This window comes from Pseudoalteromonas sp. MER144-MNA-CIBAN-0113 (assembly GCF_040308965.1).
Lineage (GTDB): Bacteria > Pseudomonadota > Gammaproteobacteria > Enterobacterales > Alteromonadaceae > Pseudoalteromonas > Pseudoalteromonas tetraodonis.
This window is the reverse complement of record NZ_JBEOOG010000062.1, coordinates 1-24,381: the sequence shown is the minus strand read 5'-3', so window position 1 is coordinate 24,381 and position 24,381 is coordinate 1. Positions and strand designations below refer to the sequence as shown.

26 protein-coding genes and 1 pseudogene are annotated in these 24,381 nt (G+C 40.0%); 25 read left to right on the top strand and 2 right to left on the bottom strand.

The genetic code is table 11. The features are described 5' to 3' along the window. The first annotated feature begins 263 nt into the window (after nt 1-263). From AAEY57_RS14700 to AAEY57_RS14590, 23 genes are all read left to right on the top strand, one after another. Nucleotides 264-395, top strand: a complete 132-nt coding sequence (locus AAEY57_RS14700) for a hypothetical protein (RefSeq protein ID WP_008467834.1) — start codon at nt 264-266, stop codon at nt 393-395. 177 nt (nt 396-572) lie between these two features. Beyond that, complete coding sequence (locus AAEY57_RS14695) at nt 573-920, top strand: hypothetical protein (RefSeq protein ID WP_350608115.1); 348 nt, start codon at nt 573-575, stop codon at nt 918-920. A 107-nt stretch (nt 921-1,027) separates the two neighbouring features. Then, complete coding sequence (locus AAEY57_RS14690) at nt 1,028-1,525, top strand: DUF411 domain-containing protein (protein ID WP_036956660.1); 498 nt, start codon at nt 1,028-1,030, stop codon at nt 1,523-1,525. Further along, entirely contained in the window at nt 1,525-2,952 is a 1,428-nt protein-coding gene (locus tag AAEY57_RS14685) for a TolC family protein (protein ID WP_036956659.1), read from the top strand. The genes AAEY57_RS14690 and AAEY57_RS14685 overlap by 1 nt, the downstream gene beginning before the upstream one ends. Beyond that, the gene (locus AAEY57_RS14680; protein ID WP_350608114.1) at nt 2,952-4,709 is read left to right on the top strand and encodes an efflux RND transporter periplasmic adaptor subunit; all 1,758 of its coding nucleotides are present in this window, start codon (nt 2,952-2,954) and stop codon (nt 4,707-4,709) included. The genes AAEY57_RS14685 and AAEY57_RS14680 overlap by 1 nt, the downstream gene beginning before the upstream one ends. A gap of 14 nt (nt 4,710-4,723) precedes the next feature. After that, nucleotides 4,724-7,888, top strand: coding sequence for an efflux RND transporter permease subunit (locus AAEY57_RS14675; protein ID WP_016899201.1), 3,165 nt, complete (start codon nt 4,724-4,726; stop codon nt 7,886-7,888). A gap of 53 nt (nt 7,889-7,941) precedes the next feature. Then, nucleotides 7,942-8,289, top strand: coding sequence for a copper resistance CopC family protein (locus AAEY57_RS14670; protein ID WP_024601764.1), 348 nt, complete (start codon nt 7,942-7,944; stop codon nt 8,287-8,289). Between the two features lie 245 nt (nt 8,290-8,534). After that, nucleotides 8,535-8,882 carry a copper resistance CopC family protein gene (locus tag AAEY57_RS14665; RefSeq protein ID WP_010558032.1) on the top strand — a complete coding sequence of 116 codons (348 nt, stop codon included), beginning with the start codon at nt 8,535-8,537 and terminating at the stop codon, nt 8,880-8,882. A gap of 19 nt (nt 8,883-8,901) precedes the next feature. After that, nucleotides 8,902-9,789, top strand: coding sequence for a CopD family protein (locus AAEY57_RS14660; RefSeq protein WP_036934206.1), 888 nt, complete (start codon nt 8,902-8,904; stop codon nt 9,787-9,789). A gap of 15 nt (nt 9,790-9,804) precedes the next feature. Continuing rightward, entirely contained in the window at nt 9,805-10,275 is a 471-nt protein-coding gene (locus AAEY57_RS14655) for a YybH family protein (protein ID WP_008467847.1), read from the top strand. A gap of 27 nt (nt 10,276-10,302) precedes the next feature. Then, on the top strand, nt 10,303-12,141 hold the full coding sequence (locus AAEY57_RS14650; RefSeq protein WP_138686577.1) for a copper resistance system multicopper oxidase: 1,839 nt from the start codon (nt 10,303-10,305) through the stop codon (nt 12,139-12,141). After that, on the top strand, nt 12,138-13,013 hold the full coding sequence (locus AAEY57_RS14645) for a copper resistance protein B (protein ID WP_008109642.1): 876 nt from the start codon (nt 12,138-12,140) through the stop codon (nt 13,011-13,013). The genes AAEY57_RS14650 and AAEY57_RS14645 overlap by 4 nt, the downstream gene beginning before the upstream one ends. Further along, nucleotides 13,004-13,699 carry a heparan-alpha-glucosaminide N-acetyltransferase gene (locus AAEY57_RS14640; RefSeq protein ID WP_259413530.1) on the top strand — a complete coding sequence of 232 codons (696 nt, stop codon included), beginning with the start codon at nt 13,004-13,006 and terminating at the stop codon, nt 13,697-13,699. The genes AAEY57_RS14645 and AAEY57_RS14640 overlap by 10 nt, the downstream gene beginning before the upstream one ends. Beyond that, the gene (locus tag AAEY57_RS14635; RefSeq protein WP_238529425.1) at nt 13,687-14,538 is read left to right on the top strand and encodes a formyltransferase family protein; all 852 of its coding nucleotides are present in this window, start codon (nt 13,687-13,689) and stop codon (nt 14,536-14,538) included. Before AAEY57_RS14640 ends, AAEY57_RS14635 begins: the two co-directional genes overlap by 13 nt. Before the next feature lie 147 nt (nt 14,539-14,685). Next, a complete protein-coding gene (locus AAEY57_RS14630) occupies nt 14,686-15,108 on the top strand; it encodes a hypothetical protein (protein ID WP_004589264.1) in 423 nt (140 codons plus the stop codon). 305 nt (nt 15,109-15,413) lie between these two features. Then, entirely contained in the window at nt 15,414-15,827 is a 414-nt protein-coding gene (locus AAEY57_RS14625; RefSeq protein WP_008109656.1) for a MerR family transcriptional regulator, read from the top strand. Nucleotides 15,828-15,928: 101 nt separating this feature from the next. Continuing rightward, nucleotides 15,929-18,172 (top strand): heavy metal translocating P-type ATPase, encoded by a 2,244-nt coding sequence (locus tag AAEY57_RS14620; protein WP_008109658.1) that lies wholly within the window; start codon nt 15,929-15,931, stop codon nt 18,170-18,172. Between the two features lie 11 nt (nt 18,173-18,183). Continuing rightward, a complete protein-coding gene (locus AAEY57_RS14615) occupies nt 18,184-18,537 on the top strand; it encodes a cupredoxin domain-containing protein (protein ID WP_004589267.1) in 354 nt (117 codons plus the stop codon). 9 nt (nt 18,538-18,546) lie between these two features. Then, nucleotides 18,547-18,783 (top strand): DUF2933 domain-containing protein, encoded by a 237-nt coding sequence (locus AAEY57_RS14610; RefSeq protein WP_004589268.1) that lies wholly within the window; start codon nt 18,547-18,549, stop codon nt 18,781-18,783. A gap of 91 nt (nt 18,784-18,874) precedes the next feature. After that, the gene (locus tag AAEY57_RS14605) at nt 18,875-19,540 is read left to right on the top strand and encodes a methyltransferase family protein (protein ID WP_008109662.1); all 666 of its coding nucleotides are present in this window, start codon (nt 18,875-18,877) and stop codon (nt 19,538-19,540) included. After that, nucleotides 19,524-19,946, top strand: a complete 423-nt coding sequence (locus AAEY57_RS14600; protein WP_008109664.1) for a hypothetical protein — start codon at nt 19,524-19,526, stop codon at nt 19,944-19,946. The genes AAEY57_RS14605 and AAEY57_RS14600 overlap by 17 nt, the downstream gene beginning before the upstream one ends. A 10-nt stretch (nt 19,947-19,956) precedes the next feature. Further along, nucleotides 19,957-20,328 carry a heavy-metal-associated domain-containing protein gene (locus AAEY57_RS14595; protein WP_008109666.1) on the top strand — a complete coding sequence of 124 codons (372 nt, stop codon included), beginning with the start codon at nt 19,957-19,959 and terminating at the stop codon, nt 20,326-20,328. A 50-nt stretch (nt 20,329-20,378) separates the two neighbouring features. Continuing rightward, nucleotides 20,379-20,729, top strand: coding sequence for a hypothetical protein (locus AAEY57_RS14590; RefSeq protein WP_024602002.1), 351 nt, complete (start codon nt 20,379-20,381; stop codon nt 20,727-20,729). A 216-nt stretch (nt 20,730-20,945) separates the two neighbouring features. Here the strand turns inward: AAEY57_RS14590 and AAEY57_RS14585 are convergent, their stop codons facing one another. Then, a complete protein-coding gene (locus tag AAEY57_RS14585) occupies nt 20,946-21,677 on the bottom strand; it encodes a MauE/DoxX family redox-associated membrane protein (protein WP_008109669.1) in 732 nt (243 codons plus the stop codon). 1 nt (nt 21,678) lies between these two features. Further along, nucleotides 21,679-22,200, bottom strand: a complete 522-nt coding sequence (locus AAEY57_RS14580; protein WP_008109672.1) for a DUF305 domain-containing protein — start codon at nt 22,198-22,200, stop codon at nt 21,679-21,681. Between the two features lie 433 nt (nt 22,201-22,633). Between AAEY57_RS14580 and AAEY57_RS14575 the strand changes: the two are divergent. Both AAEY57_RS14575 and AAEY57_RS14570 read left to right on the top strand, forming a co-directional pair. Then, a pseudogene (locus AAEY57_RS14575) lies at nt 22,634-23,209 on the top strand (recombinase family protein). Nucleotides 23,210-23,221: 12 nt separating this feature from the next. Continuing rightward, the gene (locus AAEY57_RS14570) at nt 23,222-24,319 is read left to right on the top strand and encodes a KAP family P-loop NTPase fold protein (RefSeq protein WP_350608113.1); all 1,098 of its coding nucleotides are present in this window, start codon (nt 23,222-23,224) and stop codon (nt 24,317-24,319) included. Nucleotides 24,320-24,381: the final 62 nt, after the last annotated feature.

Below are 24,381 nucleotides of genomic sequence, written 5' to 3'. Positions count from 1 at the left end.
TGACCAAGGTGATTATTATGCCTTGATCTGATCACTACATATTCTATAAGTTCAATTTATAATGATCTTGCCGTGACATAGTATCTGTTTACGACTATAAAGAATTTGAAAAAATATTTCTTGGCGAGTTTTTATCAGGGGGGGTTATTGAAGATGAAACATTCAGGTTTCGGCCATTTCAGCAAATCGTGACTTCAAAGATTGTTAGCAAATCTGCTGATGAGGATAAGTTAGAAATATACACACATAGTGGGAGTTGTTATGTGATTGATGCTGACCATAAGTTAATTGATATTTCATTTGTTGAACTGGTTGTTATGAGAGCAGGAGCTTATTCGGCAGATCGAGTTTTAGAAATGAGAGAGCAACTTAAGTCTCAAAATAAAAGCCATTGAATAGCGAAGATAAGAAGTCTGATGAGATTATTATTTGTACACTAATTCATGTTATTTGTCACTTACCTCTTTGAAAAAATTGACGTTAGTCAAATATTCATAAATGTTTACATGACATCAATTTACTTATTCGAAAATTTGTATTAGCATAGACATGTATATTTTTATGAGAATTTTATGTCTAAAGCATTTTCAAAAGTCTTAGTAATAACGCTTATGCTGGTTGCCTTTGTAGGGCAAGCATTTGCGTATTCTGCTATGTCTTGCGAAATGTCATTAGGTTCTCACGAATCACACATGAACATGGATCATGGTGATATGAATAAAAGCAGTAATGGTCAATCAGAAGATTGTTGTGACGTTGAATGTATTTGTCCTGCAAATGCTTGCTCATCTACGACAGTCCTAAATTCCAGTATTGATTCGACAGATATTCAAATATTCAGTGAATCTGTAGCTGCTCTGCAATCTAAACAACCTCATTCAATTTCCACTTCCCTTTATCGTCCACCAATTTTTGCCTAATACAGGATTAGTGCGTCCAAATTTCTCGCACATGTAATTAATTTTTCTGTTAGTCAATATAGCGTCGTAGCGCTATAGATATTTTCCAGCGATGTCTGGGGGCAAAAATGATCAATAAGTATTTAAAAATAGCAGTAGTAATGCTGCTTTCACCTGCGTTTGCAAACGCCAACGAACATAACCATGCAGACAATCACGACGTAACACCTTTGGAGTTAATCGTTTATAAAACCCCTACTTGTGGGTGTTGTAAAAAATGGATAACTCATATTGAAGACAAAGGGATCGTTGCGCATTCCAAAGATTTCCGAAACATCGGCAACATCAAAACTAAGTATGGTATCAAACCTAATTACCGTTCATGCCACACGGCAGTGAGTAGAAATGGATTTGCCTTTGAAGGTCATATACCTGCTAAATTTATTCAGCAGTTCTTATCAGAAGAACATCCCAATGCGATTGGGCTTTCAGTTCCAGCAATGCCAGTTGGCTCTCCCGGTATGGAAGTCGATGACCGCTTTATGCCATACAACGTGTTAATTCTATTTAAAGATGGAACGAGCAAAGTCTATGCAAAAGTTAAGACATACGAGGAGCAATTCTAATGAAATTGAACTCTTCAAACCTTACTTCACTTTCAACTGCATTAATACTCGGCTTATCTGTATTCTCAGCTCAAGCTGAGAAAGTAGTGTCGCTTGAACAAGCTATCACCTTAGCTCAGCAAAATGATCCTTGGCTTCATGGTAGCCGATTGAAACAAAGTGCAGTTGAAAATAGAAGTATTGCTTCAGGTACTTTGCCTGATCCGAAAGTATCGCTAGGGATAATGAATTTACCAACAGATACTTGGGATTTAGATCAGGAAGGAATGACTCAGCTAAAGGTTGGCGTCTCTCAAATGTTTCCGAGAGGCGACAGTCTAGAGATCAAGAAAGACCAGTTACAAATTGAGTCCACGAAATTTCCACTGTTACGAGAGGATCGTAAAGCTAAGTTGAAAAGCCAAGTGTCACAACTTTGGTTAGATGCTTACTTAGCCCAACAAACTATTAAATTGATTGAAGATGATTGGTCTCTCTTTGAGCAGATGGCGGAAGTGGCTAAAGCTAGCTATTCAAACGTTGTTGGTAAAACTAGACAGCAAGATGTTATTCGTGCTCAGTTGGAAATCGTGCAGTTAGATGACAGATTAACTTCGCAAAAGCAGAAACTAGAAACGACAATCGCTCGTCTCAATGAGTGGCTTCATATTTACGATGCGGATCGTTTGAATGAATCATTCAACTTTGACGCGCAACCATTAGAGTTTAGCGTCTCAAAAGAATTGCCTTCGATTCAATTGAATAATCCAACAGTCCTAAAAGCATCTAATTACTCAAGAAATCTATTGGCTCAGGAGCTTTCGAATCACCCAGCCATACTTGCAATTGATATAAAACGCAAAGCTTCAGAAAAAGGAATTGAGTTAGCCAAACAGCAATATGAGCCGCAATGGGGTGTTAATGCTAGTTATGCCTATCGCGACAATATGCCCTCTGGTGATAGCCGAGCTGATTTATTTTCTGTTGGGGTAACGTTTGATTTACCCTTGTTTACCGAGAACAGACAAGATAAGCAAGTTGCAGCTTCTATTGCAGATTCAGAGACTATTAAAACCGAGAAACTATTACTGACAAAGCAAATGATCAGTGTTTTAGAAAAAGAACTAAGACAGCTTAAACGCTTATCAGATAGACAATCTATCTATCAAGAACAACTCCTTAAACAAACTCATGACCAAGCAGAAGCGTCATTGACAGCCTACACAAATGATGATGGCGATTTTGCCGAAGTTGTTCGAGCAAGAATCGCAGAATTAAATGCCAGAATATCAGCTTTAAGAATTGATGTTGACGCACTTAAAACAGTTGCTCGTATCAACTATTTATTTGCGCATTCTCAATCTAACTCAAATGCTGAACATAAGTCGATGCAAACTTCACACAAAACTAATCAGCACTTATCCAATCAGCAATTTGGAGAAAAATAATGTCAACGAATACAAAAACTATTATTGCCATCATCATTGGGGCAGCACTTGGTGCTGGAGCATTGAGTTTATATCAAGGTACTGGCTCAAACAGTAATAGTAATGAAGCAACATCAGCAGAGAAAAAGCCTCTGTATTGGGTTGCACCGATGGATTCTAATTACCGCCGGGACAAGCCCGGTAAGTCGCCTATGGGGATGGATTTAATTCCAGTGTATGAGGAAGGATCATCTGGTGATGACTTTGGCCCCGGAGCAGTAAAAATTGCGCCTCATGTAGTGAATAACCTTGGGGTTCGCACTGCACCTGTTGAACTGAAAAATATGCATACTGAAATCTCAACGGTAGGTTATGTTCAATATGATGAAGATAAGCTAATTCATATCCACCCACGGGTTGATGGCTGGATTGATAAACTTTACATCAAAGCAGCAGGTAACCCTGTAGAGAAAGGGCAGCCTCTTTATACACTATATTCTCCTCAGTTAGTTAATGCTCAGGAAGAGCTGTTAATAGCGTTAAAGCGCAACAATAGTTCTTTAATTTCAGCAGCCAAAGATCGCCTAAAAGCGTTACAGCTTTCAGCAGACTTTGTTCAAAAGCTAGAAAAGACACGAAAGGTTCAGCAAACAATTACCTTTTATTCACCACAAGCAGGTGTTGTCGATGGTTTGAAGGTTAGAGAAGGTTTTTATGTAAAGCCGGGAAACACCTTATTAAGCATTGTCCAGCTAGATCAAGTTTGGGTTGAAGCAGAAGTGTTTGAACGTGACGCAGCCTTAATTAAAAAAGGACTTCCTGTATCAATGACACTGGATTATTTACCCGGTGAGGACTGGGCTGGTGTCGTTGATTATGTTTATCCAACATTGAACAGTAAAACACGCACACTCCGAGTGAGATTGAAATTTGATAACACAGACTATCAATTAAAACCAAATATGTTTGCACAAGTCTCTATTCACGCTAATCAAGCTGATAGCACCATCCTCGTGCCTAAAGAAGCCGTTATTAGAACAGGTAAACAGGACAGAGTAGTACTTGCGTTAGGTGATGGGCAATTTAAATCTATTGAAGTGACTATTGGCCGGGTTGATATCGACAGCATCGAAATATTAGACGGCTTAAATGAAGATGACGTTGTGGTGACATCTGCCCAATTCTTGATTGATTCTGAATCAAGTAAAAGCTCTGACTTTAAACGAATGACTCATGATGAAGTGCCTAACTCTGTTTGGATGCAAGGGGATGTTAATAGTGTTATGGCAGGGCACCGCATGGTTAATATTTCACATGGCCCTGCTGAAGCTTGGGATTGGCCTGAAATGGTTATGGATTTTACTGTGGCTGAAAAAGTCGATATTGACTCATTAAAGTCAGGTCAATCTTTGCACTTTGAAGTGAGCAAAACCGAAGACGGTGGATATGAAATTACTGGAATTCATATCATGAGTGAGCCTGGTGATATGAGTGAAGAAGTATCTTTTGCAACAGTATCAGGTCTAATTAATTCTATTAATGTTGATACGCGTGTTCTAAATATTAGCCGAGGCCCAATAGATAAATGGGATAGACCTGCTGCGACGATGGATTTTATCGTCGCGGACAATATAGAAATGGTTGATTTCAATGTCGGTGATAATGTCACTTTCACTTTTGAGGTTAGAGATGACTTAGTTATCACTGACATTTCTCTTGAATCAGATGAACAACACGGCAAGGAAAATAAAGCTGCTGTTGATCATTCTAATCATTAAGTGGGAGAAAAATAATGATTGAATCAATTATTAGATGGTCTATCGGCAATCGTTTCTTTGTTTTGTTGATTACCTTAATTATCGCGTTTGGTGGTTTGTATTCATTACAAAAAACACCAGTAGATGCACTCCCCGATCTTTCTGATGTGCAGGTGATAATTAAGACGAGCTATCCGGGACAGGCACCACAAGTAGTGCAAGATCAAGTGACGTTTCCCCTTACTACAGCCATGTTGTCAGTACCGGGAGCGCAAACTGTTCGTGGTTACTCATTTTTTGGTGATTCCTACGTCTATATCATTTTTGATGATGATACTGATTTGTATTGGGCTAGAAGCAGAGTACTTGAATACTTAAGCCAAGTAGCATCAAGCCTGCCTGATTCGGCAAAACCACAATTAGGACCTGATGCGACAGGAGTGGGTTGGGTATACATCTACGCTTTAACAGATAAGTCAGGAAACCATGATCTAAGCCAATTAAGAAGTATTCAAGACTGGTTTTTAAAGTATGAACTACAAACTGTTCCGGGCGTGTCTGAGGTTTCCGCCGTTGGCGGTATGGTTAAGCAATATCAGGTGCAAGTAGATCCTGACAAATTGAGAGCTTACGATATTCCTCTAAGTTTAATACAAATAGCCTTACAAAAAGGGAACAAAGAAACTGGCGCATCCGTTGTGGAAATGGCTGAAGCTGAATATATGGTTACCGCAACGGGGTATATTCAATCAGTTAGTGATATAGAGAAAATTCCACTTGGTATTAACGAACAAGGCACGCCGTTGCGTATTGGAGATGTTGCCAACGTTAACCTTGGTCCTCAAATGCGCCGTGGTATCGCAGAACTTAATGGCGAAGGCGAAGTTGTTGGTGGTGTTGTCGTTATGCGCTTTGGTGAAAATGCTCAACAAACCATAAATGGGGTAAAAGAAAAGCTTGAGTCGCTCAAATCTTCTTTACCAGAGGGGGTGGAGGTTGTCCCTGTCTATGACAGATCGAAGTTAATAGATCGTGCTGTTGATAACCTTTGGAGCAAGTTGCTAGAGGAGCTTGCAGTCGTGGCTATTGTCTGTGTGGCTTTCCTATTTCATCTTCGCTCATCTATTGTGGCAGTTATTACTCTGCCATTAGGTATCTTGGTGTCGTTCATTATCATGTATATGCAAGGCATCAATGCCAACATTATGTCTTTAGGCGGTATCGCTATTGCGATTGGTGCGATGACTGATGGTGCAATAGTGATGATTGAAAATATGCACAAGCATATGGAGAAAACACCACTAACAGATGAAAATCGCTGGCAAATTGTTGCTAAGGCTGCGAGTGAAGTAGGCCCTGCACTATTTTTTAGCTTACTGATCATTACAGTCTCATTCTTACCTGTATTTATCTTGGAAGCGCAAGAAGGAAGAATGTTCTCTCCGCTCGCCTATACAAAAACCTATGCAATGGCGGCATCAGCAGGTTTGGCGATCACATTGGTGCCTGTTTTGATGGGCTACTTTATTCGAGGCAAAGTTGTTTCTGAAAAGAAAAACCCGTTAAACCGATTATTGATTGCTATCTACATGCCTGTTTTAAAGCAAGTCATGAAGTTTCCAAAATCGACAATAGTAGCAGCAATATTAGTGACTATCGTTGGCTTTTGGCCTGTCGATAAAATTGGTAGTGAATTCATTCCGCCATTGGATGAAGGCGATCTCATGTATATGCCTACTACCTATCCCGGTATTTCAATTGGTAAAGCAAGGGAGTTATTGCAGCAAACAGACAAGCTTATTCGCACTGTGCCAGAAGTTGAAACTGTATTTGGTAAAGTAGGAAGAGCTGAAACTGCAACCGATCCTGCACCTTTAACCATGATTGAAACCTTTATTCAATTGAAGCCACAAGAGCAGTGGCGAGAGGGTGTGACTACTGAATCGTTAAAAGCTGAGTTTGATAAATTGGTTAAGTTTCCGGGCTTAACGAATGCTTGGGTTATGCCAATCAAGACCCGAATCGACATGTTAGCAACAGGCATAAAAACGCCTGTGGGTATTAAAGTCGCCGGACCAGAGCTTGATGTGATTCAGGAAATCGGCCAACAAATAGAGCAAATTTTACCCGAAGTTACAGGCACAGCATCAGTTTACTCAGAGCGAGTTGCAGGTGGACGATATATCAAGGTTGATATTTCACGCGATAAGGCAAGTCGCTTTGGGTTAAACATCGAAGATGTTCAACAAGTGGTTTCTACAGCTATTGGTGGTATGAACGTTACCCAAACGGTAGAAGGTCAAGAGCGTTACCCTGTTAACTTACGCTATCCGCAAGACTATCGAGACTCTCCTGAGCAGCTATCACGATTACCTGTTGTAACACCAAGTGGTCAACGCATTGCACTAGGTGATGTCGCAGATATTCGAGTTGAGAACGGTCCGCCGGGGATTAAGAGTGAAAATGCTCGTTTAAATGGCTGGACGTTTATCGATATAGACGGTGTTGACGTAGGTACTTATGTTGAAAGTGCAAAAATACACTTGGCTAATAATCTAAAACTACCAGCAGGTTATTCAATTACTTGGGCTGGGCAATACGAATATATGGAAAGAGCGAAAGAAAAGCTCACCTATGTATTGCCTTTAACACTCGCCATTATTGTTATTCTACTTTACTTAAACTTCAGAGCGTTTAGTGAGGTGGCTATCATTATCGTTACCTTGCCGATGGCGATGATTGGTGGCTTATGGTTGATGTATCTGGAAGGGTTTAACTTCTCTGTGGCTGTTGGCGTGGGCTTTATTGCTCTAGCTGGGGTAGCGGTTGAGATTGGTGTGATAATGTTGGTCTATCTCAATCAGGCACTTGCTGAGCTTAAGGAAAAAGCTGAAGAGCGAGCTGAACCTATCTCTGATGATGCATATCAAGATGCATTATTGCACGGTGCAGGCTTACGAGTTCGTCCAGTAATGATGACAGTTGCAACAATCATTATCGGCTTGATGCCCATTTTATATGGTACAGGAACAGGTTCGGAGATTATGAGTCGTATTGCTGCACCTATGGTAGGCGGAATGACAAGTGCTGTGCTACTCACTCTTATTGTGCTCCCAGTAATTTACTCAATCGTTAAAAAGCCAGAATTAAACGCCTTTAACAAGGAGCTTTCTAAGGCGGAGCTAAAAAGTAATGCTTAGCGAAGTTAAGAAACCATAAATAGCAATTTCAATAAACTAAAATAGAGGTAAATATGAAAAAACTAATTAAATTTTTAACCGTAATCAGTGTCGTTTTTAGTAGTGCGGTATTTGCGCATGTGCATCTTGAAAAAAGTGTGCCTGCTGATAATGCAATGCTAATGAATCCTCCAGAAGAGTTAACTTTGGTGTTCAACAAAGAGGTACGGGTTGTAAAAGTTTCATTGGCCAATAAACAAGGCGAAGAATTTAAATTTGGATTCGAGCCTTCTAAAGTCGCTACTAGCAAATTTACATGGAAACTACCTAAATTAGCTCCTGCAAACTATGCTGTGGATGTAACCTTCTTAGGTAACGATGGTCATAAAATGAAACATAGCTTCGGCTTTATGGTTCACTAAAATAGGCGGTGTGATTGATATGGAAATGTATATCTGGAATACAGTCATTGTACTGTCAAAAATTGTATTTTACGTCGGCTTTGCCTGTATTGCAGGTTATACATTTTTCAGGCAAATATTTGAGAATAATGAATCTCATACTAATGCTGTAATAAGGAGCTTTCTAAGGCGGAGCTAAAAAGTAATGCTTAGCGAAGTTAAGAAACCATAAATAGCAATTTCAACAAACTAAAATAGAGGTAAATATGAAAAAGCTAATTAAATTTTTAACCGTAATCAGTGTCGTTTTTAGTAGTGCGGTATTTGCGCATGTGCATCTTGAAAAAAGTGTGCCTGCTGATAATGCAATGCTAATGAATCCTCCAGAAGAGTTAACTTTGGTGTTCACCAAAGAGGTACGGGTTGTAAAAGTTTCATTGGCCAATAAACAAGGCGAAGAATTTAAATTTGGATTCGAGCCTTCTAAAGTCGCTACTAGCAAATTTACATGGAAACTACCTAAATTAGCTCCTGCAAACTATGCTGTGGATGTAACCTTCTTAGGTAACGATGGTCATAAAATGAAACATAGCTTCGGCTTTATGGTTCACTAAAATAGGCGGTGTGATTGATATGGAAATGTATATCTGGAATACAGTCATTGTACTGTCTAAAATTGTATTTTACGTCGGCTTTGCCTGTATTGCTGGTTATACATTTTTCAGGCAAATATTTGAGAATAATGAATCTCATACTAATGCTGTAATAGCGAATTTAACGTGGACAAGAACTTATATAGTTATGGCTTTGATCGCTAATATTACTTGGTTCTTTGCCAGTACTGGTGCAATGGCAGAAGAGGGAATTCAGGGGGCGATAGACGCTGATATGTTGGCTATTATGTGGGACTCCTCTGTCGGCACTGGAGCTTTGCTTCGAGCGCTTGGGCTAGTTACCGCAATAATCGCTTTAGCTTTAAGGTTCAAACTCGCTGTGAACTCGTACTTAAAACAAAGCGCTTTAATGTTGAGTTTATTAATCCTTGCATACTCATTCACGTTACTGGGTCATATTTCTGAGTTAGGCACAATTGAAAAAGGCTTGCTTATTTTGCATGTGCTCGTTATGGCATGGTGGTTTGGGGCGTTATTGCCACTAAAACAGGCTTGCCATCAGCTAAGTTATGCAGAACTTCATTTGCTGATGGAAAGCTTTGGCAAACAAGCAAGTTTTACAGTGAGCCTATTGTTGGTAGCAGGCCTCTGGCTCGTGATTCAATTGGTCGGAAGTCTTGATGCACTAATAAGCTCAAGTTACGGACAAACACTGTTGTTTAAATTGGCCCTTGTAGTGTCTATTTTGGCACTTGCTGCTAAACATAAACTAATACTCGTTCCACAACTTAAAAATAGTCAAGGCAGAGAGGCTTTATCTAAATCTATCTCGATAGAAATGGTAGTAGCTTTTGCCATTTTATCTGTAACGGCTGGGCTTACTAGTGTTGTTGGCCCTGCAAATTAAAACCTAAAAGAGAGAATGAAAATGAAAACAATAAATATATTACTTGTTTTATTAATGACGTTTAGTTTCGCAGCAAACGCTCATGGTGATAAGAACAAAGACAAAGGTTTGTTTAAAGGTATAGATACCCCTGCCGCAAAAGTTGTTTTGGCATTTCATCAAGCACTTGAAACTGGCAATCAAAAACAGGCTAGAGCGCAGTTAGCGGATGATGTCACCATTTTCGAGGGAGGCCGCGTTGAAAGGAGCGCTGATGAATATGCTCATCATCATATGTTGTCGGATATGAAGTATTTAGCAGCGATGAAGAGCGACACACTTGAACATCAAGTGACGATACTTGGAAATACCGCTATCTCTGCGTCGCGTAGTCAAACTACAGGTACTCATAAAGGTGTTGAACGCGATTATCAAGGCATGGAAACGATGGTGCTGGAAAAGCAAAATGGTGAATGGAAGATTAAGCACATTCATTGGTCACATTAATTTATTGGTTAAATAACGGAGTACAAAATGAGAATTAAAAATCCATTACATCAAGTTTCTACGCCACGTAGACGCTTTGTACAAGGTGTAATTGCTGGCGGTGTATTAGCTGCTTTTCCAAGTGTTCTTCATGCAGCTTCATCTTTGATTGCTGGAACTTCAACAGGTACTGCGCCCGAACTAAGTGGAGAAGTAATAGATTTAGTGATAGATGAGTCACCCGTAAACTTCACAGGTGTTGTAAGAATGGCTACAACAATCAATGGCTCAATACCAGCTCCTACCTTGCGCCTCAGAGAAGGTGATGACGTTACTATCAGGGTAACTAATAAATTATCAGTGCCGAGTTCAATTCATTGGCATGGGATCATTCTTCCGTATCAAATGGATGGTGTACCGGGCATTAGCTTTAAAGGCATTATGCCTGGCGAAACGTTTGTTTATAAATTTAAGTTACAACAAAGCGGTACTTATTGGTATCACTCACACAGTGGCTTTCAAGAAATGACAGGTATGTACGGCGCATTAATTATTGAGCCAAGAGAAAAGGATATTATTAGTGCTGACAATGAGCATGTCATCCTATTGTCTGATTGGACTGATGATGATCCTATGGAGTTATTCCGTAAATTAAAAATTCAGGGGGATGTGTTTAACTTTAATCAGCCCACTGTACCTGAGTTTTTTGATGACATAGCAACAAGCGGCGTTGCTAATGCACTTCAACGACGTGAAATGTGGAACCAGATGCGAATGAGTCCAACCGATTTAGCTGATTTATCGGCTTCGGCAATGACCTATTTAATGAATGGTACTGCGCCAATGGCTAATTGGCGTGGGCTGTTTAAAGCGGGCGAAAAAGTACGTTTAAGATTTATTAATGGCTCAAGTAACACCTTTTTTGATGTACGTATCCCAGAGTTAAAATTAACTGTGGTACAAGCAGATGGACAAAATGTTGAACCCGTTACCGTAGATGAGTTTCGCTTTGGTCCAGGTGAAACCTACGATGTGGTTGTTGAGCCTAAAAATGACGCATACACAATTTTTGCACAAAGCATGGACCGCTCAGGTTATGCCAAAGGGACTTTGTCTGTCGCTGCTAATATTGATGCGCCAGTGCCTGCACTTGACCCAGTTGAGTGGTTAGCAATGCGGGATATGATGGGCAATATGGATCACTCTGCTATGCCTGGAATGGATCACAGCGCTATGGGCCACGCTAGCATGGACAAAACCAGTATGGATCAGGGGGCAATGGATCATAGCACAATGGACCACGGTGCAATGGCAATGGACCATAGTAAGCATAATATGGGTAAAAACCCACTGGCTGTTCCAAGTCAGAAAGTTCGCCACGCTAAAACAGAATATGGCGCCTCAATTGATCAGCGCGTTGATACGCCACGCACAAACTTAGACGATCCTGGTGTTGGGCTGCGCAATAACGGCCGTCGAGTTTTAACACTTGCAGATTTACGCTCTCTTGATGGCATAGTTGACCACCAAGCACCCGAAGCCGAAATTGAGCTGCATTTAACCGGCAACATGGAACGCTACAGCTGGTCTTTTGATGGCTTAGAGTTTGGTAAAAGTACCCCTGTGCATATGAAGCATAATCAGCGGGTACGAGTTATTTTACAAAACGATACCATGATGACACACCCTATGCATTTACATGGTATGTGGAGCGACTTGGAGAACGATCAAGGCGATGTGTTAGTTCGCCGCCATACCATAATGGTACAGCCCGCCCAAAGAATTAGCTTTTTAACTACGCCACATGATCTTGGTCGTTGGGCTTGGCATTGTCATTTACTGTTTCATATGGATGCAGGTATGTTTAGAGAGGTGGTTGTATCATGAGAAATTTAACCTTATCAACAGTACTTACTAGTGCACTATTAATTAGCGCACCGTTATTGAGCCTGAATGTGTTTGCTCAAACTGAAATGGGCGACATGTCTGGCGATATGGCGGGCGATAAAATGCAGCCGCAAGGCGGCGATGCCCCTAAAAATGCTCGCGATCCACACGCTTATGCTAATGGCACAACCTTAACGCAAGGGCCATATGCTTTAGCAGATGGCGAGCGCTTAACCCTTGCAGATGAGTATAAGTTTTACGCTATTTTAGGTGATCGCCTTGAGTATAACGAACAAGCCGATGCTGCTGTTTTCGATTTACAAGCTTGGTACGGCACCACCTTTAATCGATTAGTGATAAAAACCGAGGGCGATGTTAGTTATGGCAAGCTTGAAGAAAATCAAACTGATATTTTATGGGGTCATGCAATTTCGGCTTATTGGGATACGCAAGTCGGTATTCGCTACGATTATTATAAAGAAGGCAAAAACCGTCAATGGTTAGCGTTTGGTATTCAAGGCTTAGCACCTTATTGGTTTGAGCTTGATATGACAGCGTATGTAGGTGAGAGCGGCAATACAGCATTTACAGCACAAGCTGAATATGAGCTGCTTTTAACACAAAGGCTCATTATACAGCCTCGTGCTGAAATAACATTTTATGGTAAAGACGATGAACAAAATGAGCTAGGCAGTGGGCTATCTAGTACTGCTATTGGCGTTAGGGTTCGTTATGAATTTACTCGCCAATTTGCACCTTATGTAGGTGTAGAGTGGACTAATAAATTTGGTAGCACAGCAGATTACGCCAAGCTAAACGAGCAGAGCAGCAACGATACTGAGTTTGTTGCCGGTTTAAGATTTTGGTTTTAATACGAAGAAATAACTACATTGATTTAATGAGAGCTACCGCAATTATATTGATGGTAGCTTTTCATTTTGTCTGGGATTTAAACTATTTTGGTTATATTAGAACAGACATACCTAACGGCTTTTTCTGGAAAGAGCTAAGAGCAATAATTGTAAGTTTGTTCTTGTTTTCTGTTGGTGCCAGTCTGGTTTATTCCTATCAAGGTGGTATATCAGCGAAGAAATTAGCTTGGCGAACGGTTAAGATATCTAGTGCTGCGTTACTAGTGACTTTATCCTCACTATTTACCTTGCCAGAACATTGGATTTACTTTGGTATTTTACACTTCATAGCAGTTGCAACACTTCTATTAGTTTGGTTGGTGGGGAAACCTAAACTTGCTTTGCTGCTATCTTTATTTATTTTTAGCGCATACATAGCGATAGAAATACCGTGGAATTGGCCTTTTAGCTATATTGAACAATATATTTCAAAACATCCTAGTGACTTGGTTACTCTTTTTCCTTGGTTGGCTTTGCCCTTGCTCGGTATCTGGGCTGCAAATTTCCGAATCTTTCGTCTGGCTCCCGCCAATCAACATGCGATAAACCCTTATTTGACATTGCTTAGTCAACACTCTTTACTGATTTATTTACTTCACCAACCTTTGCTTTTTGCTGGCTTTAGCGCTATCGAATGGATCAATTGAATATGAAAGTCCTCTATTTCGGAAATAATCTCTTTTCAAACTGTTTAACATTTATGGTTAACCAAGGCTTTAGTGTTGAAGCTGTTTATATTAATGATGTAGAGGAAAACGCAAGTATCGTTAAACGAATTTGTGGCATACATAAGATAATGACACATTCTTTAAGACCGACTAAAGAAGAACTTGATGAATATATAAAATCTGGAGTAACTCTTTTTGTCGTTGCTGACTATGGATATAGACTGCCCATAACAGATATAAAATATGCCTTTAATATTCATCCCTCACTTTTACCTAAAGGTAGAGGCCCTACGCCATTAACTTACATTGTGGATCTACCAGAATTTGCAGGTGTAAGCATACACAAAATCACATATATGCTTGATGGCGGAGATATCTTACTCCAAGAACAATTTGAAGTAGGACAAAATGAATCCATTTCCTCCTTAATGGTGAAGTCAAGCTTACTTGCGGAATCTTTACTGCAAACCTTGTTAAATGATCTCGAAACTATCTATGAGAGTGCTACGCCACAACAAAAACGATTAGCTACTTATTGGAAGCAACCTAGTATAGAAAGGAGAATCATGTCGTGGCTCAATGATACTCAACAATTTAGGCAAGCAATACGTCAATATGGGCATTTTGGCATCTTAATAACAATTTATGAAGAGCTTTTTATTGTCAGCCAATTAGAGGTGGCCGATTTCAAACATGACTACAAGCTAGGCAGCATAATTTTTGAAGACCAAGCGCTGATTAGTGTGGCTATGAATGGTGGCTTTGCTGTTGTTTTTAAAAGTTCTATGGTGCTAGTAAACTCAGCAGTACTAGAGTAATTCGTATATTAAAAGTGTGTATAAAATGTTTTGAAGCAGACTTTAAGGGCTAGGTTAGAACGTAGGTTTTAGTTCAAAGGTTGATCAAGATCATAAAATTATTTTTATAAAGTGGCTAATATTGTAGGTGCTAAAGAAGGAATGATAATGTTTGGACTTTTCAGGTGGTTTAAAATAGTAATAATAACTGTGTTGCTTACGCAGCATGGCTTTGCGATTGCTAAACCAATGAATTGTGAAGAGCATCATAATGGCTCATCCGACACGCATATTATACAACCAAGCAAAAATATGCATCATCAATCAATGATTGACAATAGTCACTATCACACTGAAAATTCGCAAGATTCTAAAAACCGTCATGGTGATGAAGACTGTGAAAAATGTAAAGCTGGTGATTGTGTTTGTTGTGAAGGCGGTTTTTGTACAAGCTTTCATTTAAATGCCTATCTTGTGGAAGCGCAAGACGAAGGTATTTGCAATATTCATTCTGAGCTAATTCTACAGCGTACACCCCTACCAAAATCTGGTATCCATCTCTTACTTTATCGTCCACCAATTATTGGCTAATCACAGGATCAGTGCGTCTTTTTTTCGCCACTCCCATCAAAAATAGAATGACTTATTCATTGATTTAAATAATCAATTGTTTTGAACGATTAGTACGATATTTTGAAGGCACTATGAAAATGCTCAAGTTATTGCCATTTACAGTAATTAATACTGTCGATTTTGACCGAGATTTCTCTTTTACCAAAAAATTAGTTTTTAGCTTTTGCATTATTAATCACGAATAATCACTTGACCTGTGTCTTAGACACAGGTCTAAGCTGTAGGTGAGATTACAAACTTAGGTGAAGAACTAAGGAGTGAACATGAAAGTTGCAGAGCTGGCAAAAAGCCTTGGAACGACTGCTGATACGGTGCGCTATTACTCGCGATTGGGACTGTTAAAACCTGCCAAGTCAGTGAACGGCTACAAGTCATACTCGAATAAAGAAGTATCGAGACTTAAATTCATTTTAAGTGCCAGAAACCTTGGTTTTTCCGTTGTAGATATCAAGGAAATTATTAATGAATCTGAAGATGGTAAAAGTGCGTGCCCATTAGTCAGAAGCCTGATCAAAGAGCGGCTCGAAGAAACAGAAAAACAGTTTCAAGCAATGTTGGCACTTCGAGGAAAAATGTCTTCTGCGCTTTCTCGATGGGAAGAAATGGAAGACAAAGCACCGACTGCAAACATGGTTTGTCATCTCATCGAAAACTTTGAGCAAATTAAAAAAACATAGGAGGAAAAAGGGTGGCTACTAACACAAATATAAAAACTGAATCAGGCTGTTGCTGTCAGGCAAAAGCTCAATCCTCTTCGTGTAAAAGTAAGGAGAATACGTTGGAGAAAGTATCACATAACCAACAGCTTATCATTGAAGGCGCTGGGTGTGCTAGCTGTGTAGGCAAAATTGAAGGGGCATTAAATGCAACTCTTGGAGTCGTCAGTGCGGAAATGAATTTTGCTGATAGGACTGTAACAGTTTCTGGGACAGCTAAGACAGAAGAATTGGTCAAAGCTGTTGAGTCTGTGGGGTATAACGCGAAGCCAATTGATGATAGCTCAGCAACAGATGCGCTTGATGAGAAAGAGGCGGCGGATTTTGCATATTACAAAAAGCTAATGCGCGATACGTTTATTGCCCTTTCACTCGGCGTTCCTTTGATGATCTACAGCATTGTAGTTGGAGAAATGACGGTTGAAACAAACCTTGAACGAATTTCTTGGTTGGTTGTAGGCATTTTAACTTTTGGTGTTATGTATTTTTCAGGCAAGCATTTCTATGTAGGAGCATGGAAGAGCTTCAAAAATCATTCAGCCAATATGGACACCCTAATTGCTTTAGGAACAGGCACGGCTTGGTTGTATTCGATGGTTGTCGTGTTTGCACCTGACGCTGTTCCATTGATGGCACGGCATGTTTATTTTGAAGCTACCGCCATGATCATTGGCTTAATTGATTTAGGTTTAGCATTAGAAATCAAAGCCAGAGGTAAAACCTCTGAGGCCATTAAACGTCTTATCGGCTTGCAAGCCAAAACAGCAACCGTGGTTCGTGACAACAAAGAAGTTCAGATAGGTATTGAGCAGGTTTTATTTAACGATATTGTGAAGGTAAAACCGGGTGAAAAAATTCCCGTCGATGGCGTGGTATTGGAAGGACACACCTCTATTGATGAGTCCATGCTGACAGGCGAACCTATGCCTGCTGAAAAAGCTGAAGAAGATGAGGTTGTCGCAGGTACTTTGAACAAATCAGGCATGATTTTATTTAGAGCCACACGCGTTGGTAAAGACACGGCGCTTGCACAGATCATCAATATGGTGAAACGAGCACAAAATTCAAAACCGCCGATTGGCCGTTTGGCCGATGTTATTTCAGCTTTTTTCGTACCTGTCGTGATGATTACCTCTGTGTTAAGTGCGCTAGCATGGCTTAACTTTGGACCTGAGCCAGCCATTGCTTTTGCCATCGTTTCAGCAACTACTGTGCTTATTATTGCCTGCCCGTGTGCTTTAGGTTTGGCAACACCCATGTCTGTCATGGTGGGAGTAGGAAAAGCAGCAGAAGCCGGAGTGCTTATTCGCAACGGTGAGGCACTGCAAACCGCCTCTAAAATCACTGCCATGATTTTAGATAAAACGGGCACTATTACTGAAGGGGCACCTAAGGTAACCGATATTATTTTAGCAAAAGCTACTGACGAAAAAGACGTACTACAGCTTGCAGCAAGTTTAGAAAGCGGCTCAGAGCATCCTTTAGCGCAAGCGATTGTTGAAAGTGCGTTAGATCAGGATATTGAGTTACTAAAAATTGAAGCCTTTAACGCCATTACGGGTTTTGGTGTAGAAGCAAGCTGCAACAACAAAGCCCTGCTTTTCGGAAACGATAAACTAATGAAGTTAAAAGGCATAGACCTCACAGGCTTTGTTGAACAAGCACAGTCTTTAGCCAAAGAAGCCAAAACACCTATGTACTTTGCTGTAGATGGTGAACTTGCAGCAATCATTGCTGTTGCAGATCCTATCAAGTCAGACTCAATCTCTGCTATCAAACGGCTTCAGGCTAATGGTATACGCGTCATCATGTTAACGGGTGATAACAAGGAAACCGCTGCCGCCGTAGCTAAAAAAGTGGGTATTAGTGAGTTTCTTGCTGAAGTGCTGCCAGAAGATAAAGCCAACAAGGTGAAAGAGCTACAAGAAGGCGGCGAAATTGTTGGTATGACAGGAGATGGCATCAACGATGCTCCTGCGCTAGCGTTAGCCGATGTTGGCTTCGCCATAGGCACAGGGACTGATGTAGCTATCGAAAGTGCTGACATTACCCTAATGCGTGGTTCACTTCATGGCCTTGCTGATGCCATAGCGGTAAGCAAAGCTACTTTACGAAATATCAAACAAAACTTGTTTGGCGCGTTTGTCTATAACGTAGCCGGGATTCCTTTTGCTGCGGGGGTTCTATATCCCTTCTTTGGCATTCTGCTTAGCCCTGTAATTGCAGGTGCTGCAATGGCGTTTTCGTCATTGACTGTAGTGTCAAATGCAAATCGACTTCGCTTTTTTAAAGCAAAAGAGCATTAAGGAGAATCACAATGATGGTTATTAACTTATTAGGCTTAATGTTAATCGCGCTGATTGTTTGGTGGTTTTGGCTATATAAACCCAATAAAACAATCGTTCAAGGTAATGAAGTACTCATTGAAGTGAGGGATGGTGTGTATTCCCCATCCTCAATTCAGGTGTCTGCTAGCCAACCTGTCACTCTGAAGTTTATGCGCAAAGATCAATCCCCCTGCGCTGAAACAATGCTTATTCCTTCATTGGATATAAGCGAACAGCTTAAATTAAATGAAATTACTCAAATTACCCTATTGAACTTATCACCGGGAGAGCATGAGTTTCACTGTCAGATGCAAATGTATCGCGGTGTCTTAAAAGTCGTTTAGGAGGGCAATATGAAAAATCAACACCCTAATTTTTGGTCAACACCTACAGGCTGGGCTGCACTGGCACTTATTGCCGCAGTGACCTACTTCTTAGTGCTTGAGCATGGTCAACATATGCTGCAATTTCTTCCCTACTTGATTTTATTGCTATGCCCCTTGATGCACGTATTTATGCATGGCAGTCATGGTAAACATGGTCACGATCATTCACATGCGCCTGATGAAAAAAAGGAAGAGAGCTCTTAAGAACTCACGGATAAAAATGCAGCCTATCACGATGGCTACATACAAGGGTTAGAAAAGGCACGTAAGGAATCACATAAAAAGGAGAGCAGTGATGAATGAAACATATGATTATGGCTTATGGTCAATGGTGATACTGAACTCAGCAATTTTTATCTTTTTTGCCTTTAGTTTTGTCAAACCAAAAACATCAACTGATTGGAGAAGTCTAAGCGTGTTCTCTGCCTTTATTGTTGCCCTATTTACTGAAATGTATGGCTTTCCTTTAACTATCTATTTTCTGTCGGGGTGGCTGACGGAGACCTATCCAGAAGTAAATTTCTTTGCGCATGAGAATGGGCATTTATTACATACTTTCTTTGGATTTCAAGGTGATGCCCATTGGGACCCATTTCATATAGTGAGTATGGTGTTTATTGTTGCAGGTTTCTTTATGTTGTCTTCAGCATGGAATGTATTGCATCACGCGCAAAAACATCATCAATTGGCTACAACTGGATGGTATGCAAGGTGTCGCCACCCACAGTATGTAGCTTTCATTCTAATCATGTTCGGCTTTTTATTGCAGTGGCCGACAATCCCAACACTTGCGATGTTTCCGATCTTAGTCGTTGTTTACGTCAAGCTAGCGAAACGCGAAGAAGCACAAGCGATTGCTGAGTTTGGTTCGGAGTACCACAGGTATATGGAATCGACACCAAGTTGGATCCCAAATTTTAATAAAAGTGTAGAAGGTAAAAATCATGAAAACGTTAACTAAATCAATTTTATTTATTAGTTCACTACTGATAACCACTAGCTCATTTGCCCAAAACAATGAGCATAAACATGAAGGTGCGAACAAAGCTGATATGCATCAAGGCATGGCAATGTCGCATGAAAATATGGAAAAAATGCATAAAAAGATGATGGAAATGAAAAAAGAAGTTTTAGCAATTAAATCTGAACAAGATCCTGAAAAGCAAAAAAGAATGATGCATAAACATAGACGTTCAATGATGAAAATTATGCAGATCATGCATCGAGATATGGAAGACAAACCTATACATAAACAAATTGCAATGGCTGAACATCATCTGGAAATGATGGAAAACATGATGCCGCAGATGAACCGGAAAATGGAAGAAATTAAAGATAGCAATCAACAGCATTCACACAAACATTAGGAGAAAAATTATGAGCGATTTAAATCATAGAGTTGGCGTTAGAGAGCAGAATTTAGTTGTTCGAAATCTAAAGCTTAGCAATGTCACAGAAGAAAGCTGTGACGAGTTAGTAAAAGAAATAGATCAGCTTTTTGGTATAGATGAAGTTAGTTACAACATCAAAGAAGGTGAAATACACCTTGCCTATGATGCCGCAAACGTAAGCCTTGATGGGATTGAGGAGGTAATCCGTAAGTATGGCGCAGATGTTCATAATGATTGGTGGACACATACTAAAGAAAGTTACTATAAATTTGTTGATCAGAACATCAAAGATAACTCTGTTCATAAGCCTTGGAGTTGTCATCAAGCACCTTCGGGGGCTGGCCGGAAAAACAAATGAATTCATAAAAAAGTGTATAGATAATTAGTTAGTCAAATGAGGTAACAGTGATGAAAACACCCTATATAAAAGCTCTTTTATTGCTTACATTCGGTTTATATTTAGTGGGTTGTTCCAATACCACTTTTTATCATAAATACATGGTGAGAGGTCAGGTAGTAGAAAGTTCTGATAATCGAACTCTAATCTGTATTGGTGCTAAGCATGGCGCAGAGGTTGGGCAAAAATACAGTGTTATTAGATTCCATGAAAGAATAGTATTGAGTGAAGGTGAAGATCCCTACACTATCGAAAAGGTAGGAACGGTACAAATTACTAAAATTGTGAATGATCATTTCGCAACTGTAAAGCTAGTGTCTGGTGACATTGCAGCGAAAGATATGGTGGAACTTGAAAACTAATAAAGTGGTGGCGAAAGCCACCACAAGAGCACAACAATAAAACTTAATGAAAAAACTTTAGTGTTATTTTGTACAACCTTTGAGATTGCTTGCTCAGTTCTGGTTATCTTGATGCCAGTACGACAGAAAAAATGTTACATATGAATTAGAAAGGTATGGGCTGGCATCCTAGGTCTAATCTTAACAGTTAAGGGGCCGCCGAATAGAGCTATACCTTTACATCAGCAGCATAATCAATGCTCCCGCGATCATAAATAAGTTTTCAGATAGCGATACAAATCCAAGTGGCACACTGCTATCGCCGCCTACACAGGCACACTTTAACTGGCGTTTGTCGATGTAAACGGCTTTGAAAACTGAAATTGCTCCAACTGTGCCGATAAACAATGAAAATGGTGCCACTGCGAGAGGCTGTAGTTGGGCAACCATACCAATACCTGCATATGCTTCAATGAAGGGATAAATATAACCATATCTTATCCATCTCATCGCTAGTAAATCATAAGTAATAAACGAATTTGTGAAACTGTATAGGTCTTTCAGTTTTTGCACCGCTAAGAGCGTCATTGAAAAAGCTATAAATAGCATCAGTGTTCTGATGGAGATAAATGAGCCGGAAGCAAAATGTTGAGATGCGACAGCAAGAAGTGCAGCTATCGAGAAAATGGCTACAACGGGCGTGTAGGTTGTGCCAGTTTGACCTGCTTCATCTTTACCAAAATACTCTCTTAAGTCATCGTATCCTCCGACACGCTTTCCTTCAATAAAGGTTTGTGGCGTAGTTTTGACATCATGCTTAGCTTTGAAGTCATCAGCTTGTTGTCTTGACGTGAGCTTATGATCTTCTACATCATACCCTTGCCTCTCCAGCAAATCTTTCGACCTTAAACCATAGGGGCAGATATGTTCGTCAGTGACCATTCTGTACAGGGTAGCTGTCTTAGTCATCTTAGTCTCCTTTGTTCAGTGTGCCTTCAAACTTTGGGAGCGGTCGTTGCTCAGCCTGAGCTTGTGAGCTGACCTTTCCATTTTCAGAAATATCTTTAATCAGCCATTCCATTTCTTTTATTTCTTTTCGTTGGGCTTTAATAATACCATTTGCCAATTCACGCACGCGTACATCCTCCAAAGTTGAATGCTCACTAGTAAGAATAGCAATGGAGTGATGAGGAATCATCGCTTTCATGTAAGCAGTGTCAGAAATTGTGCTTTGAGAGCGAACAAGATAAAGACATATGGCAAACAGTATTGTCGCCAATAGAAAAATAGCCATGTTGAGCTTCTTGTTACTGTACATGCCAAGCATAAAGGCCAGCATGATCATTGCCATACCTGCTCCCATATACAACGCCATATAGATACGCGTTTCACTAAACCATATATGTGATACTGCGTAAGTGTTGAGATACATCATGACAAACATAGCAATGGTTGAGGTGATGATCATTGCAGCAAATCTTGAGTATTTCATAAGTAATCCTTACATTGATAGTGTAAATATTTCCCACTGTTAGCCTATTATTCTCTACATGTGGTCATGTTCTCGAAAAAGTGCAAGTAATGAGCCAGTATCAATAAGAGTATTTGTAATACGATTGACTCAATTTCAGCTTATATCTAAAGTTTAAGTTTTGAACTTATGATAGACACAGGCTAAATTGGCTTTAGTTAACAATCTAATGGGAGAACTCAAAGCACTACAAGCTGAGCTTCAACAAATGGCAAGCTCGTGTACAAGTGAAGCGTGTGAAATAATTAAGTCACTTTATAGTTAGAATTGTCATTCATTTTCTATCCGTAGTGTACGAATTTCTATTTTTTATTACGTTCATGTACGAAATTTATTTAATATACTTTCGTTCATTTAATTGTTAAGGTGTGCGAAAGTTACAGGTTTCGTATATATGAAAGTTGGTTTTGCAAGAGTTTCAACTAAAGAACAAGATTTAAATGTTCAACTGTCCAAGTTGGACGCTCAGGGCTGTGAAAAAATATTCCAAGGCAAACAGTCTGGTGCTTCGATTCGAAATGAAGAAAAGCTTTAGGAACTCATCGACTTTATTAGGGAAGGTGATGAAGTTATTGTTACTCGCCTCGACCGTTTGGGACGGTCGTTAAAATCTATTCTTGAGGCAATTGAAAGCATCCATAAGAAAGGTGCTTGTTTGAATATTATCGACGGCTCTCTCAATACCAAAAATGATAATCCGTTTGCCACTGCCATGATCAACCTATGTGGAGTATTCGCTCAGCTTGAGCGGGATTTAATAAAAGCAAGAACAGCCGAAGGTCGTGAAGAAGCGAAGGCTAAAGGCAAGCATATGGGCAGGTTGCCCGCATTGTCTGATAAGCAAGCAAAGGACTTGTATAAGGCCAAGCTAAATGGTGAGAGTGTCTCTACTTTATCACGTAAGTTTGAAGTTAGCCGACCAACGGTTCATCGAACAATTGCCAGAATGGAACAGAAGAACAACAAATAAAAAGGAAAATTTATGTGGTCTGATAAAGAATCAAAAATAGACTTTTTAAACTTTAATGAAACGGCAGAGTCGATTAAAGATCTTATAACAGAAAAGGAATTAATGCCTATTAGCGTCGGTGTCTTTGGTGATTGGGGCGCAGGAAAGTCGACTATTCTTGAACTTACCAAAGCATCTTTGGAAACTGATGAGCAAGAATATATCCAAGTACATTTTGATGCATGGACTTTCCAAGGGTACGATGATGCTAAAGCTGCGCTATTAGAAACAATAGCATCTACTTTAGTTAAAAAAGCAGCAGACGATAAAAACCTAAGTGCAAAAGCAAAAGAGTTTGCTGGACGAATAGATAAGATCAGACTGATGGGGCTGCTAATGGATGGTGGTGCAGCATTAGCGGGCATACCAACTATGGGTGGTATACAGAAATTTATGGGATTATTCAGTGGTGGTGATGATGGTGAACTGGATGTTGGTGATGTAAAGGATGCTGTAGACGGTGCTAAAGATGTTGCTAGGAAAAACAAAGGTCTAATCAAAGATAAGACATCATTTTCACCCCCTAAAGAAATTAAAGAATTCCGAAAGGCATATTCAGATCTGCTAAAGGAGTTTGATAAACCACTTATTGTTTATGTCGATAATTTAGATCGCTGTTCTCCATTTAATGCGATTTCAACACTTGAGGCGATCAGATTATTTCTATTTCTACCAAATACTGCATTTGTTATTGCCGCCGATGAAGACATGATCCGCTTGGCAGTGCCGGAATATCACAAAGGTGCATCTCAACGACATCAAACTGATTATTTGGACAAGCTTATTCAAATTCCTGTGCATGTACCAAGACCCGGTGTTCTGGAGGTAAGGGCATATTTAATGATGCTTACTGCTCAAGACCACGGCGTTACCGGTGCCCAGTTAGAAGCGATAAGATGTGCCCTTGAAGAGTCATTAAGGCTATCGTGGAAACAGCCACAAATTACCGTTGATGAGCTACTTCAAGATCACGCTATCGAAAAGCATTCAGAACTCAGAAGTAAATTTGTAGTTGCAGAACAGTTAGCTCCATTATTAGCTGAATCCACAAACATTGTAAACGTCCGGTGATCATCACCTAGATATTGATATTCCAAGGCAATAATTGTTCTATGTCTGGCTCAGGCTGACAA

Bases quoted from the DNA above. Each gene is read 5' to 3' on its own strand.
- AAEY57_RS14695 (WP_350608115.1), top strand. From the start codon at position 573: ATGTCTAAAGCATTTTCAAAAGTCTTAGTAATAACGCTTATGCTGGTT.
- AAEY57_RS14690 (WP_036956660.1), top strand. From the start codon at position 1,028: ATGATCAATAAGTATTTAAAAATAGCAGTAGTAATGCTGCTTTCACCT.
- AAEY57_RS14685 (WP_036956659.1), top strand. From the start codon at position 1,525: ATGAAATTGAACTCTTCAAACCTTACTTCACTTTCAACTGCATTAATA.
- AAEY57_RS14680 (WP_350608114.1), top strand. From the start codon at position 2,952: ATGTCAACGAATACAAAAACTATTATTGCCATCATCATTGGGGCAGCA.
- AAEY57_RS14675 (WP_016899201.1), top strand. From the start codon at position 4,724: ATGATTGAATCAATTATTAGATGGTCTATCGGCAATCGTTTCTTTGTT.
- AAEY57_RS14670 (WP_024601764.1), top strand. From the start codon at position 7,942: ATGAAAAAACTAATTAAATTTTTAACCGTAATCAGTGTCGTTTTTAGT.
- AAEY57_RS14665 (WP_010558032.1), top strand. From the start codon at position 8,535: ATGAAAAAGCTAATTAAATTTTTAACCGTAATCAGTGTCGTTTTTAGT.
- AAEY57_RS14660 (WP_036934206.1), top strand. From the start codon at position 8,902: ATGGAAATGTATATCTGGAATACAGTCATTGTACTGTCTAAAATTGTA.
- AAEY57_RS14655 (WP_008467847.1), top strand. From the start codon at position 9,805: ATGAAAATGAAAACAATAAATATATTACTTGTTTTATTAATGACGTTT.
- AAEY57_RS14650 (WP_138686577.1), top strand. From the start codon at position 10,303: ATGAGAATTAAAAATCCATTACATCAAGTTTCTACGCCACGTAGACGC.
- AAEY57_RS14645 (WP_008109642.1), top strand. From the start codon at position 12,138: ATGAGAAATTTAACCTTATCAACAGTACTTACTAGTGCACTATTAATT.
- AAEY57_RS14635 (WP_238529425.1), top strand. From the start codon at position 13,687: ATGGATCAATTGAATATGAAAGTCCTCTATTTCGGAAATAATCTCTTT.
- AAEY57_RS14630 (WP_004589264.1), top strand. From the start codon at position 14,686: ATGTTTGGACTTTTCAGGTGGTTTAAAATAGTAATAATAACTGTGTTG.
- AAEY57_RS14625 (WP_008109656.1), top strand. From the start codon at position 15,414: ATGAAAGTTGCAGAGCTGGCAAAAAGCCTTGGAACGACTGCTGATACG.
- AAEY57_RS14615 (WP_004589267.1), top strand. From the start codon at position 18,184: ATGATGGTTATTAACTTATTAGGCTTAATGTTAATCGCGCTGATTGTT.
- AAEY57_RS14610 (WP_004589268.1), top strand. From the start codon at position 18,547: ATGAAAAATCAACACCCTAATTTTTGGTCAACACCTACAGGCTGGGCT.
- AAEY57_RS14605 (WP_008109662.1), top strand. From the start codon at position 18,875: ATGAATGAAACATATGATTATGGCTTATGGTCAATGGTGATACTGAAC.
- AAEY57_RS14600 (WP_008109664.1), top strand. From the start codon at position 19,524: ATGAAAACGTTAACTAAATCAATTTTATTTATTAGTTCACTACTGATA.
- AAEY57_RS14595 (WP_008109666.1), top strand. From the start codon at position 19,957: ATGAGCGATTTAAATCATAGAGTTGGCGTTAGAGAGCAGAATTTAGTT.
- AAEY57_RS14590 (WP_024602002.1), top strand. From the start codon at position 20,379: ATGAAAACACCCTATATAAAAGCTCTTTTATTGCTTACATTCGGTTTA.
- AAEY57_RS14585 (WP_008109669.1), bottom strand. From the start codon at position 21,677: ATGACTAAGACAGCTACCCTGTACAGAATGGTCACTGACGAACATATC.
- AAEY57_RS14580 (WP_008109672.1), bottom strand. From the start codon at position 22,200: ATGAAATACTCAAGATTTGCTGCAATGATCATCACCTCAACCATTGCT.
- AAEY57_RS14570 (WP_350608113.1), top strand. From the start codon at position 23,222: ATGTGGTCTGATAAAGAATCAAAAATAGACTTTTTAAACTTTAATGAA.